At 71.4% G+C, this 13,122-nt stretch carries 12 protein-coding genes; all 12 read left to right on the top strand.

Translation table 11 applies throughout. From position 1 onward, the window contains the following. Positions 1–103: 103 nt before the first annotated feature. Genes AC07FT_RS19945 through AC07FT_RS19890 form a run of 12 tightly spaced genes read left to right on the top strand, consistent with a single transcriptional unit; the run spans position 104 to position 12,347 of the window. Positions 104–1,663: a phage tail sheath family protein gene (locus AC07FT_RS19945; protein WP_479177376.1), complete on the top strand. Its 1,560-nt coding sequence runs from the start codon at positions 104–106 to the stop codon at positions 1,661–1,663. Positions 1,664–1,678: 15 nt separating this feature from the next. Further along, complete coding sequence (locus AC07FT_RS19940; RefSeq protein WP_254752711.1) at positions 1,679–2,140, top strand: phage tail protein; 462 nt, start codon at positions 1,679–1,681, stop codon at positions 2,138–2,140. 2 nt (positions 2,141–2,142) lie between these two features. Continuing rightward, positions 2,143–2,544 (top strand): hypothetical protein, encoded by a 402-nt coding sequence (locus AC07FT_RS19935; RefSeq protein WP_254752709.1) that lies wholly within the window; start codon positions 2,143–2,145, stop codon positions 2,542–2,544. Next, a complete protein-coding gene (locus AC07FT_RS19930) occupies positions 2,538–2,711 on the top strand; it encodes a DUF6760 family protein (RefSeq protein WP_479177453.1) in 174 nt (57 codons plus the stop codon). The genes AC07FT_RS19935 and AC07FT_RS19930 overlap by 7 nt, the downstream gene beginning before the upstream one ends. A 35-nt stretch (positions 2,712–2,746) precedes the next feature. Further along, complete coding sequence (locus AC07FT_RS19925) at positions 2,747–5,584, top strand: hypothetical protein (RefSeq protein WP_479177375.1); 2,838 nt, start codon at positions 2,747–2,749, stop codon at positions 5,582–5,584. Positions 5,585–5,631: 47 nt separating this feature from the next. Further along, a complete protein-coding gene (locus AC07FT_RS19920; RefSeq protein ID WP_471197261.1) occupies positions 5,632–6,162 on the top strand; it encodes a phage tail protein in 531 nt (176 codons plus the stop codon). A gap of 31 nt (positions 6,163–6,193) precedes the next feature. Continuing rightward, a complete protein-coding gene (locus AC07FT_RS19915) occupies positions 6,194–6,769 on the top strand; it encodes a phage tail protein (RefSeq protein ID WP_479177373.1) in 576 nt (191 codons plus the stop codon). Continuing rightward, on the top strand, positions 6,766–7,548 hold the full coding sequence (locus AC07FT_RS19910) for a hypothetical protein (protein ID WP_479177372.1): 783 nt from the start codon (positions 6,766–6,768) through the stop codon (positions 7,546–7,548). The genes AC07FT_RS19915 and AC07FT_RS19910 overlap by 4 nt, the downstream gene beginning before the upstream one ends. Beyond that, positions 7,545–9,413 (top strand): phage baseplate assembly protein V, encoded by a 1,869-nt coding sequence (locus AC07FT_RS19905; RefSeq protein ID WP_479177371.1) that lies wholly within the window; start codon positions 7,545–7,547, stop codon positions 9,411–9,413. Before AC07FT_RS19910 ends, AC07FT_RS19905 begins: the two co-directional genes overlap by 4 nt. Before the next feature lie 20 nt (positions 9,414–9,433). Then, a complete protein-coding gene (locus AC07FT_RS19900; protein WP_479177369.1) occupies positions 9,434–9,856 on the top strand; it encodes a GPW/gp25 family protein in 423 nt (140 codons plus the stop codon). Positions 9,857–9,858: 2 nt separating this feature from the next. Then, positions 9,859–11,811, top strand: a complete 1,953-nt coding sequence (locus tag AC07FT_RS19895; RefSeq protein ID WP_479177368.1) for a putative baseplate assembly protein — start codon at positions 9,859–9,861, stop codon at positions 11,809–11,811. Next, positions 11,808–12,347, top strand: a complete 540-nt coding sequence (locus AC07FT_RS19890; protein ID WP_479177367.1) for a phage tail protein — start codon at positions 11,808–11,810, stop codon at positions 12,345–12,347. The genes AC07FT_RS19895 and AC07FT_RS19890 overlap by 4 nt, the downstream gene beginning before the upstream one ends. The last annotated feature ends 775 nt before the right edge of the window (positions 12,348–13,122 follow it).

Genomic DNA, 13,122 nt, shown 5'->3' with positions numbered 1-13,122 from the left:
AAGGGAGCTCAGGGCTGCCTCATCGGGCACCTGTTGATGACTGCCCGGACACGTTCACGCGTGGAATCCTCGATCCGCGCCATACACGAAAGCGAGGAGCGCGTTGCCCAACTATCTGACTCCAGGCGTTTACGTCGAGGAAACGTCCTCTGGAATCAAACCCATTCAGGGTGTCGGCACGGCCACGGCGGCCTTCGTCGGATTCACCGCGAAGGGCCCCCTCCATGAAGCCGTCCTGATCACCAGCTGGGACCAGTACAACAGCGTCTTCGGTGAATTCACCGCCGACGCCTACCTGCCCCAGGCCGTCTACGGCTACTTCCAGAACGGCGGCGGCAATGCGTACATCGTGAGCCTCGGGGACGGGGCGGCCACCGCGCATGAGACTCCCACGTTCGCACCGGCACAGGTGCGCGGCGAGCTCCCCGCTCCGGCCGGGGACCGGCCCGCCCTGGCCGTCGCCCTGGTGAAGGCGGACACCGGGGAGGGCTCGTCGACCGTGACCGTGGAGGTCCAGGACGCCGGCGATGGCGCCGACGACGCGTTCAAGCTGGTCGTCAGCCAGGACGGCCAGGTGGCGGAGGTCTACGACAACGTCACGGTCAAGCGCGGGCCGTCACATGTGACCACCGCCCTGCGGAAGTCCGCACTGATCACGCTGGAGGAGATCAAGGGAGCGACTCTCACCCGGCCCGCCACCGGTGCCAAGGTCGCGCTGACCCCGGCACGGACTCCGGCCCCCGTGACGTCAGGACGGCTGGATCCCACCGAGTTCATCGGTGACGCCGCCGAGCGCTCCGGGCTGTCCGGCCTGGAGGCCATCGACGACATCACCATGGTCGCCGTTCCCGACCTGATGGCCGCCTACCGCGACGGAACCATCGACGCCGAAGGGGTCAAGGCCGTGCAGTCGGCCCTGATCGCGCACTGCGAACTCATGGGTGACCGGGTGGCCATCCTGGACCCGCTGCCCGGCCTCAAAGCCCAGCATGTGCGCGAGTGGCGTCAGGACTTCTCCGGTTTCGACTCCAAGTACGCCGCGCTCTACTGGCCGTGGATCAAGGTCATGAACCCGGTCACCAAGAAGCCGGACTTCCTCCCGCCGAGCGGCCATATGGCCGGGGTGTGGTCCCGCAACGACGCGACGCGCGGTGTGCACAAGGCCCCCGCCAACGAAGTGATCCGCGGCGCCCTCGCGCTGGAGGTCGCGGCCACCAAGGGCGAACAGGCGGTTCTCAATCCGCTCGGGGTGAATTGCCTGCGCATCTTCCCGGGACAGGGCGTACGGGTGTGGGGAGCCCGTACCCTGTCGAGCGATCCCGAGTGGCGCTACCTCAATGTGCGCCGCCTGTTCAATTACGTCGAGAAGTCCATTCTGGACGGCACCAACTGGGTGGTCTTCGAGCCCAACAACGAACACCTCTGGAATGGCGTGGAGCGCACCGCCTCCATGTTCCTCACCAGGGTCTGGCGTTCCGGGGCGCTTTTCGGACGCACTCCGGAGGAAGCGTTCTTCGTACGGTGCAACGCGGACAACAACCCGCCGGAGAACCGTGACGCGGGAGTCCTCACCGTCGACATCGGAATCGCCCCGGTGAAACCGGCCGAGTTCGTCGTCTTCAGACTCTCCCAGTTCGCGCAGGGCTCGTCCCTCAACGAGTAGAACACGGACCATCACATGTCACTTGACCAGAGCCTTCCGCAGGCCATCACCGCGGCGTCCTTCGTCGTCACCTTCGACGGCGCCGCCCCCGCCTACTTCTCCGAACTGGGCGGTATCACCACCGAGGTCGAGCCCGCCGAGTACATCGCCACCAACGCGATGACGGGTGCCATCGTGCACACCAAGCAGTTCGGCAAGACCAAACCGCCCACCGTGACCCTCAAGCGCGGCGTCGACGGCAGCGCGACCATCTGGGCCATGCACGAAGCGGTGCGGATGGGGCAACCCGCGGCCCGGATGGGCGCCGACCTCAAGCTCATGGGCGCGGGAGAGAGCACACCGCGCATGTTCTACCGGCTGCACGGCGCATGGCCCAGCAAGATCGAGGTGACCAACCTCAAGGCGGGTTCTTCGGAGGTCGTCCTCGAGTCGGTCACGTTCACCTGTGAACGCATCCAGCAGATGCCGGTCGGCTAGGCATGAGCGACATCCAGGGAACGGACGGCCGGACCATGCGCACGGAGTACCCCTTCGTCCTCCCCCGCGGCTACGTGGACGCCCAGGGACGGGTCCACCGCGAGGGGCTGATGCGGCTCGCCACCGCGCGGGACGAGATCGCACCGCAGACGGACCCCAAGGTGCAACAGAACCCGGCGTATCTGACGGTGCAGCTGCTGGCCCGGACCGTCACCCGTATCGGTGAGGTCCCCCAGGTCACCACGGACACCATCGAGAACCTCTTCGCCTCGGATCTGGCGTTCCTCCAGGACCTGTACCGCAGGATCAACCAGGAGGGCCGCACGGAGGCACAGATCAGCTGCCCGTCATGCGCCCATGAGTTCCTCGTGGACGTCGCCGGGGAGTCGCCGGGGGAATCCTGACGTATGCGGCCGACCGTCTCTGGGAGGAGGTCGTCTACGTCGCCTACTACCTGCACTGGTCCGCCGATTCCGTTCTCGACCTGGAGCACCCGGTACGCCGCCGGGTGATCGAGGAGATCGGCCGGATCAACCAGAAAATCACCGCGAACGACACGCCGGCCGACTGACGTACGTGTCCCGCGGTTTCGGGAAGGAGGCCGCCGTGCGGCGGTCGTGGAAATCCATGTGGTCCTGGTTCACCAGGAAGCGCCCGGCGGAGCCGGCGGCGACCACCATGGCGAGGGGAGAGCGCGGGGAGCGGGGAGCGTGGCGACGGCTTCCGGTGTTGCGCACCACGGTGCCCACCACCCCGTGGACCGTGGCCGCGCCCCGGACGGCCGTCGCCGCCACGGCCTACCCTCTGATCCACCGCACAGCGGCCCCGCGGCGCGGGGAGGCGCCGAGCGGCCGGGTGGACGGGCTGGTGACGGCGGCCCCGGCATCCGTCCTGTCCGCCGCCCCCTCCGCTCCGGACGAGATCGGCATCGCTGACGCGGGCGGAGTGCCCGGCACGGTGGTGGCGGCGACGGGCGGCGGGAGACTGTCGCACGGGGTGCCGGAACGGGCCCGTACGTCCATGGGGCGGACCCGTACGTCCATGGGCTCCACCGGTTCCGTGAACACGGAGTACAACGCCACATCTGACATCACCACCGCGGACACCTCCGCCTCCTCCGCCACCGCGTCCGAAGGCCACCTCCCGGCCGTCCCCGAGCGCCGTGTGGTGGCCACGGGTACCGCACCCGCGGGCGGACTCCTCCCACGCCGCCTCACCCGGGCAACCGATGAGTTCATCGGTGAGCCACGTCCGGTGACACCACCGCCCACACGCTCCGAGTTCGACGTCATGCTGGACGCCTTCCGCCCGGCCTGGATGGTCCGGACCGACGCCGACACTCCCACCTACGTCCAGGCCCGTATGCACCAGGGCAACGGCCCCGGGAGCTCGGACCGCCCCGCTCCGCCCGACACCGCGGAACCCGCCGCCACCACGGAACCTCCGTTCAGAACGGGCTCGCGCGCGTCCCTGGCCGAATCGCGGAAGAGGAACCTCGCCGCCGGGCGCACTCCGCGGCCGCCCGCGGAGCCGACCAGGACCGCGGACGACAGCGGCACCGACACGCCCGCCACCCGGCCGGATGACGCGCCGCCGACCTGGGAGGCGGCGTGGAGTCTGCGTCACGCGCGGGGTGCCCGTCCGCGAGGACGGCGTGAGGAGGGCGCCGTGGACGAGACGACGGCGCCCGACGGCCGCCCCGCCGCCCGGCACCCCGCACCCCGCCGAGGTGGTGGCCGTGTCTCCGCGGCCACGGAATCGGAGGAGGACATATCCGGTGTGCCCGCCGCGGCCGTCACCACGGTGGACAGCACCGCACCGGCCGCGTCCGACGCCGCCGTCGCGCCCCCGGCCGACACCATCGGGCCCTCTCCGGCGTTGCCATCGGCTTCCGTCGGCGAGGCGTCTGACATACCGCCGAGCGAATCGGTGACGCGCGAGGTGAGCGCCTCGGCGCCCCCGACCGGAGCGACCGCGGAGACGGCCGGCGAGAGCCACGGTGCCGCGCCGTATCCCTCTCCGCCGGGACCCGACTCGCCCATGTCGCCGATGGCCCGTACGGACAGCCCGGCGCGCGGCCAGGCCGCGCGGTCCGACGCGGCCCCGGCCACGGACGCGACGGCGGCCGCCTCCCGGAGCCAAGGACTGCCGGACCACACCGGACACGACGCCCCCTCCGAACACGCCGCACGGCGGGCCGCCCCCCGGCCGGCGGCCATCACGCCACGACCGGGCACCACCGACGACGGCGCCACGGCGCGGCCCGCCGTCGGGAAGGGCCCGGAGGAACAGCCGGCCGCCACGCCCTCGCACAACACCATGACGGACGGCACGGCGATACCCGCCACTCCGAGACCCCTGCCGCCCCCGGCCGCGGTGTCCCTTCGGGAGGTCACTCGGACGGACCGCGGCCCGGTCACGCTCATGGCTCGCAGCGCGCTCCCGGCCCCGGCCCACGACGGGCCGTCCGCCGTCACCACCTATCCGCCGCTCGTCCACCGACGGGGGCCGGTGCCCCTGCCACCGGGAGGTGCCGCGATGCTCGCCACTCCGCGAACGCCCTGGGATCCGGCCGTACCCGTCATGCCCATCCCCCCGTCCGTCCCCGGCGGACCGCCCGGCCCGGCGGCCCCCGGCGCCCCACCGCACACCCGCGCGGACACGGGCACGAACGGGGGCACGGACACGGACACCCACCCGGCGGTCGACCACCCCACCCCGTCCGGAACCCGGCCCGCCGAACTGCGCCTCGTACATGCGGTCCCCGGAGAAACGGTCCCTGCGGACACACGTCGCCACGATGCCCCACGGCACCTGCGTGCCGTACCCCGGCAGACCGTGCCCGACGGCGAGCGGGAGCCCGCGGCGGAGCAGCACGGTGCGGTGCCCGCCCACGCGCCGGCATACATGGTGTGGCAGGAGGCCGTGGGCGGTACCTCGCCCCTCGGCGACATACCGGGCCTCCCGATGCCGGGGACACGTATCGCGGCCGACGGCGAACGACTGCCGCTCACCCACCTCCGACGCCGTGCACACCGCACGCCCGTCCAGCCGCCCACCGGCGTCTCCGCGTTCGAGGCCCCGGCCCAGGGGACTTCATCAGACGCTTCACCCACCGTGTCCCCCGCCATGGACGCGGGGACCTCACCCGGGATCCCCACCGGTGCGCCCTCCCCCGCGTCCCCTCCCGTCGACGGAGGAGGCGGCCGTGCACCCGGCGCCGCCGACGCGCCACCTTCCGCCGCCTCCTCCCAGGAGTCCGGTGAGTGGCGCAGGGTGAGCGAGACGCTGGCCGTGCTGTCCCGGCGGCGTCTGGTCGACCTGGACAACCCGGCCCACCTCGACGCCCTGGCCGACCGGCTGTACGAACGCGTCATGACCCATGTCCGCCGTGAGCTCGTGGTCGAGCGTGAGCGCCACGGCCTGCTGACGCCACCCCTCTAGTCCGATCGACGCGTTGCCCGCCGCCCGGGTATCCGGAGGAAGATCCCATGCGCGACTCCATCAACTTCAGCGACTCGTTCTTCGGCTCCGTGAGCATGACGCACAGCTTCACGGTGGCCATCGACCGCTGCGAGTACGAACTCGGCGACTGGGCCAGTGCCTCCGGGCTCAATGTGACCTGGCCGACCTGTGAGTACCGCAGTGGCGACAACTGGAACCACCCCCTGGTCTATCCGGGAGTGCCGCAGTACCAGCGGGTCAAACTGTCGCGTGCCGCCTGCGGTGACTCCCAGATCGTCCAGGAGTGGCTCACGGAGACATCGGTGCGCAACGAGCCGTTGACCGGTGCCATCGCGCTGGTCAACTGGGCCGGGGTGCCCACCGTGACCTGGGAGCTCAAGGAGTTCTTCCCGGTCGCCTGGGGCATCAACGAGTTCAGCGGTGCGGACGGCCGGGTCGCGCTGGAGAGTCTGGAACTGGTGCACACCGGGTTCCTCAACGACGACTTCGCCCCTCACAACCCCATGGCGTCGGTGGGGAACGGCCACGCCGGATCCTCCCGGACGCGTGTCCGGTAGATCCCCCTCCTTGAGCCCTAAGGAACTCACCATGCAACCGAAGCTGCCCTCCGCGCTGTGGACCCATCCCGACCAGGCGTGGGCCAACGCCCACAAGTTCGTGGGACCGGCGGTGGCCGGACGGACGCCCCGCAGCCGCCCCGGGGAGTACCCCCGTCTCGGGCTCGCCATGCGCTTCGAGGTACGGGTCGACGAACTGGACCTCGGAGCGTGGTCGAGCTGTCGTGGCCTCCAGGTGCAGTTCCTCTCGAAGGAGGTGAACGAGGGGGGACAGTACTTCCACGGCCATCTGCTGCCGGACCGCGTCACCTTCTCCGCCGTCACCCTCGAACGGGCCATGGCCCCGGACCAGTCGGACGCGGTCCACCGCTGGCTCACCGATGTGGCGGCGCGGTGGACCGGACACGAATACGGAGACACCGCCGAATACCCCGGGCAGGACATCACGATCACCCTGCGGGACTACCGGGGGACGCCCGTCCACACCTGGGTCCTGCGTCAGGCGTTCCCCAAGGAGTGGTCAGGGCCGGAACTCAGCGCGCAGAGCAACGCCGTCGCGATGGAGCGGCTCTCCTTCGAGCACACCGGATTCCTGGAGCAGTGGTGAGTCCCCTCTCCCCGCGGGGTTCGCTGCAGCGCGCGATCAGCAAGGCGCGGCTGTCCAGCGCGGCGGACCGGTCCCAGTTCATCGAGCTCCAGTACAACCCCACCGAGATCAGCATCTCGCACAACGCCGAGGGCATCTCCGACCCCATCGGAGGTGAGAAGAAGCAGGGGTTCAGCGGGGCACTGCAGAGCGTCTATTCCCTCGGTTCCTCACGCCTCATCCTCTCCCTCCTCACCTTCACCGGCCGGGAGTGCGGTGACGTGGTGGAGAAGCTCCTCGCGTGGGTGCGGCCGCTCTCGAAGGACACCTCCGGCGCTCCGGACGGGACCGTCGGCGCGGGCGAGCACGAACGTCTCACCTTCGAGTGGGGAAACTCCACCGCGGGGTTCAACTACGCGGTGCAGCTGATGCGTTTCGACTGTACGTACACCCGTTTCACCGGCGACGGGGTCCCCATCCGGGCGGAGGTCCGCAACCTCACCATGCACATCCTCGGCAAGAGTCCCCACTCCCCCGGCGTCCCGCTCCCGGTCGCGACCACGCGCCCGGGCGGCGCCGGACGTCCCCCGTCCACGTCCGCACGTCCGGTGGCGAACACGCCCGGCCCGGCTCCCGGCTCCGCTCGCGGTCCCGCTCCGGGCGGCAGCGCCGACGATCGCGCCGGGGGGCGTCCAGCGCCGACGGCGGCCACGCCCGAGGGGAGCCGGGGCGCGGCCGCGGAGGATCCTCTCCGCAGGCTGACCGCCGGGCTCAACAGACCGGTGGGAGGCTCCTGGTGATCACTCCGGTCAGCATGCCCCGGACCCGGGCGGTGCTGCGGGTGGGGGGTGCCTCCCCCCGGCCGCTCGCCGACGCACTGCACCAGCGGGTCCTGCGCACGGTCGTGGACAGCCGCCTCCACATGCCCACCATGGTCGAGGTGACGTTCCGCGACGACGAGGGCGATCTGCTCACCCGCGCGGGCATCACTTTCGGCACCACCATCGAGGTGTGGGCCCAGGACCCGGACGGCGCACCGCCCGTGCTCGTCGGCTCGGGCGAGGTCACCGCGCTCGAGGGCGACTACTACGATCTCGCGCTCGTCACCGTGGTCCGTGGCTACGACGCCGGCCACCGTCTGCAGCGCGGCTCACGGGTGCGCACCTTCCGCAACATGACGGACGCGGACATCGCGCGCCGGATCGCACGGGAAGCCGGGCTCACCATCGGCCGTGTCGAACCGTCCCGTACCACCCACGCCCATCTCGGCCAGCCGAACCAGACGGACTGGGACTTCCTCAGCTGGCGGTGCCGGGAGATCGGCTACCGGTTCGGAGTCGACGAGGACGGTTTCTACTTCCGGCCCGCCGCCCGGGAGACGGGCGCCCCGGTTCCCCTGACCCTCCAGGAGAACCTGCGGACCTTCCGCCCGCGTGTGACCGCGGGGAACCTCTCGCCCGAGGTGGAACTGCGGGTGTGGGATCCGCTGGAGGCCAGAGCCGTGTCCGTGCGGACACCGACCGGGGAAACGGCCGATGGGCCGGCCGACGCCCTGGGCGCGACGGTGGCGTCGGTCCTCGCCCCGTTCCGCGGCACCGGAACACCGTCCGCCCCCCGGACCGGAACCGACCCCTCGCTGGGCCCGGCGCCGACCGCCTCCGGGCGGATCATCACCCACTGCGCCCCGGCGGCCGGCCCCGCCATCGAGCCGGCGGCTCACGAGGCCCTCACCGGCGCCGCTCGCCGCGTGGCCGGGAGTCTCGCCGAGGCGCAGGCGACGGCCTGGGGCGATCCGCGGCTGCGGGCGGGCGCGGCGGTACGGGTGGAGGGGCCACCCGAACCCTTCGCCGGAACGTGGACGGTGGTGGCCGCACGGCATATCTTCGACCCCTCGGAGGGCGGCTACCGTACCCGGCTCCAGCTCGGGAACGGCGAGGACCGCACCCTTCTGGGGCTGGCCGGTGCCACGGCACCCACCGGTGCACCACGGATGAACGGCCTGGTGTGCGGGGTGGTGACGGATGTCAACGACCCCGCCGGAAAGGGCCGGATCAAGGCCGTCCTCCCCTGGCTGGCCCCGGACCACGAAACCGACTGGGCACCGGTCGTCCAGGCGGCGGGGGGCCGGCGCGCGGGCGGGCTCATGCTCCCGGAGGTCGGGGATCAGGTGCTCCTCGGGTTCGAACTCGGCGATCCGCGCCGTCCGTACGTGGTCGGCGGGGTCCTCGGCAACTCCAGCGCCTACACCCTGGGCGGTCCCGCCGTCGAGGCCACCGGCCGCAGCGCCGAGGTGGTGCGACGGGGCATCGTCTCCCCGTCGGGGAACATGCTCGCCTTCCATGACCGGATGCCGCCCGCGGCCGGTCAGCCACCGAACGCCTCCGCCATCGTGCTGGGCACGAAGGACGCACGCCTCGGGCTCGCCATCGACCAGGTGGCGGGCACCGTGACCCTCACCTGCAAGCCCCAGCCCCCGGACAGCAAGGGGGCGGGACGCCTGCACATCGACTGCGGAGACGGCGGCGCGGTGGACATCACCGCGGGTACCGGGGGCCGGGTCTCCATCGACGGCGGGTCCTCGCTCAGTCTGCGCGCACAGACATCCATCACTCTTGAGAGCCCCGGCACCGTCGCCATCAAGGGCGCGAAGATCGAGCTCAACTAAGCTGGCCAGGACGGTAGTTCATGGAAGACTTCATCGGCACGGGGTGGGCCTTCCCCCCGGGGGTGGGCGGTAACGGCGCCGTGCGCACCCGCTCCGGACACGCGCTCATCGAACAGTCCATGCGGCTGATCCTCACGACCTATCCGGGCGAACGGCCCATGCGGCCGCACTTCGGTTCACACCTGCGGGACTTCGTTTTCGCGGGCACCGACCCGGACACCCTCGACGAGATCAGCCGGGAGGTCTCCGCCTCGCTGGCCGCCTGGGAGCCGCGCGCCACCGTCTCGGAGGTGCAGGTGCACCGGGACCCCGGCACCCCGACGCTGGTCAACATCGTGATCACCTACGCGGCCGACGAGACCAACGACCCGCGAAACATGGTCTTCCCCTTCTACACCGTGCCGGATGACACCGGCACGGCCGATCAGCAAGGAGCGCACTGACCGTGCTGCCCACCCCCGACCTCGACGACCGGCACTTCCAGGACCTCGTCGACGAAGCGAAACGGCTGATCATGCGTCGCTGCCCGGAGTGGACGGACCACAACCTCGCCGATCCGGGTATCACCCTCATCGAAGCCTTCGCGCTGATGACGGACCAGATGGTGCATCGCCTCAACCAGGTGCCCGACCGGCTCTACGCGAAGTTCCTCGATCTCATCGGACTGCGCATGCTGCCACCGGCCGCCGCGCGGGTAGCCGTCACCTTCTGGTCCACCACCCCGGTCACGGAGACCCCGCTGGTGGTCCACGCAGGCACACGGGTCGCGACGGTACGGGCCGAAGCCGAGGAAGCGATCAGCTTCCGCACGGACCACGACGTGGCCCTGAGGCCGACCCGGCTCGTACGGGTACTGACGTTCCGCACGGACCACGACGGACATCTGGAGCACGACTACGGAAAACACGGGCTGCGCGACCCCTTCCCGGCGTTCGGGGAGTACCCGCGAGCCGGCGACAGCCTCGTGCTCGGTCTGGACCGTGCGGTACCGCGTTGCGTCGTACGGCTGGACTTCGACGGCCGGATCGACGGGGTCGGCGTGGACCCCGACGACCCGCCGCTCATCTGGGAGGCGTGGACCGGGGCGCAGTGGTCCGCATGTGAGGTGTCCCTGGACGAGACCGGTGGCCTCAACCGGTCCGGCCATGTCGTCGTCCACATCCCCGGCGGGCATACCTCCTCGGTCCTCGGCGGTCACATGGCCGGATGGCTCAGGGCGCGTGTACTCGATCCGCGGGACGACCTCCCCGGCTACAGCTCCAGCCCCGTCGTGCACGGACTGACCGTGGCGACGGTCGGCGCCACGGTCAGTGCCACCCATGTCGAGGGGGTGGACGAGGAGGATCTCGAGGAGGCCGAGGGCGTGCCCGGCCAGCGGTTCGCCCTGCGGCACAGCCCCGTCCTGACCCCCGGTGGACCCCCCGTTCTGGAAACCCTGGCCCCGGGCGGTGACACCTCGTGGGAGGCGTGGACACGGGTGGACGACTTCTCGTCCAGCGGACCCGACGACCGCCACTTCATCCTGGACGCGGTGGCGGGAGAGGTCCGGCTGGGACCCGCGGTGCGCCAACCCGACGGCACACTACGCCGGTTCGGCGCGTTGCCGGAGGCGGGAGCCGCAGTACGCATCCGGGGCCTCGCCCTGGGCGGCGGAGCACGCGGCAACGTGGCCGCGGGCGCGGTGCGTTCCCTGATGTCGTCCATCCCCTTCATCAGCGGCGTCGAGAATCGGAGGCCCGCACAGGGTGGTGTGGACGGCGAGACGCTCGCCGAGGCCGTCGCGCGGGGGCCGCTGCTGCTGCGCAGCAGCAATAGGGCGGTCACGGCCGAGGACTTCGAGACGATCGCCCGGCAGGCGGCGCCCGAACTGGCGCGCACCCGCTGCCTGCCGATGGAGGAACCGGGCAGTGTGCAGGTACTGGTCGTCCCCTCGACGCCGCCCGGAGAGCGGGTACGCCTGGAACACCTGGTCCCCGCCCAGGACACCCTGGACCGCGTGGCGACACGGCTCGACGAGGTCCGCCTGGTGGGCACCCGCATCATGATCGAACCACCGCTGTACCGGGGCGTCACGGTCGTCGCCAGGATCACCGCGCATCGCCGGGCCACGGCCGAGCGGGTGCGCCAGGACGCCGAGGAGGCCCTGTACCGGTTCCTGGACCCGCTGACCGGCGGGCCCCACGGCGACGGGTGGCCCTTCGGCCGACCGGTGCAGGTGGGTGAGATATTCGCCCTGCTGCAACGAGTCGACGGCGCCGATCTGGTCGACGACGTACGCCTCTTCGCCGCCAACCCCGTCACCGGTGAACGCGGCCAGGAGAGCCGTCGTATCGACCTCTCCCGCCACAGCCTCGTCGTGTCCTACGACCACCACATCAAGGTGGAGGAAGCACGATGAGGGCCGCCGTGCCCGGCCTGGGCAGCCCCTACTCCCTGGCCCAGCTACTGCCCGCCGTCTACCAGGACGACGACTTCACGCTCCGCCTCACCGCGGGCTGGGACGCGGTCATCGCCCCCGTCATCAGCACGCTCGACTGTCTGGACGCCTATCTCGATCCCTGGTTGACACCACCGGACTTCCTCCGGTGGCTCGCCGACCGGATGGGGACCCAGCTGGATGAGAACTGGCCCGAGCAGCGGCAGCGAGCGGCGACCGCGCACGCGGTGTCGGGCCACCGTACCCGGGGCACGGTCGACGGGGTCCGCGAGCGGATCGCCCTGGCCACGGGTGGAACGGTGGAACTCCTCGACAGCGGGGGTGTGTTCACCTCCACAGCTCCGGAGACACCGGTCCCCGCCGGGCTGCCGCCCGTCACCCTGATCCGCGTCACGGTTCGCGCGGGGCGCGAGGTCGATCCGGCCTCGCTGGAAGAAGTGGTGCGCGAGTTCCTGCCCGCCCATGTCCCGTACCGCACGGAGGTGATGACCCGATGATCATGTGCCGTCGCTGCCGCGGCCGGAACCAGGACACCGATGATTTCTGCGGTTCCTGCGGTGCGTTCCTGGAGTGGTCCGGTGAACGTGTCGAACCGGAGGTCCACCGCGAGGAGAACCCGCCGGAGCCGGAGCCCGAGCCGCCGCAGCGCCGAACGCCGTGGTTCCTCCGCGTGCAACAGGCCGCCGCCCAGGCGCTCACACCGACGGCCACGCGTGGCCCCGTGCAGGTGCCGACGGGTCTGGGCGGTCTCGGAGCGAGGCCGGGCGGGCTGCAACCTCCCGGTCTGGGCACCCCTCCGCCACTGGGCGGGGCGCGCCCGGGGCTCGGCACACCACCGCCGCTGGGCACCCCACGCCCACCAGGGCTGGGCTCGCCGCCACCACTGGGCACCCCACGCCCACCAGGCCTCGGCGCACCACCGCCACTCGGCGGAGCACGCTCGCCCGGCCCCGGCGCTCCCACGCCGCCACCCGGTGGCACACGGCCCCTGGGGCTCGGTACACCGCCACCACTCGGCGGAACACGCCCCCCGGGCCCCGGCACACCAGCAACTCCACCGGGAGGAGGGCAACCTCGTGGCCTCGGTACACCACCACCCCCACTGGGCACCCCACGCCCTCCGGGTCCCGCTAGCGCACCAACCCCACCGGACGGTACGTCGCACCCCCTCGCGCTCCGCACGCCACCACCGCTGGGCGGCACACGGCCGCCGGGCCCCGGTACGCCACCACCGCTGGGAGAGGCGCAATCAGCGGGCCTCGGCACAGCACC

Source organism: Streptomyces sp. NPDC045899 (assembly GCF_056431485.1).
This window is presented reverse-complemented; position numbering and strand designations above follow the sequence as displayed.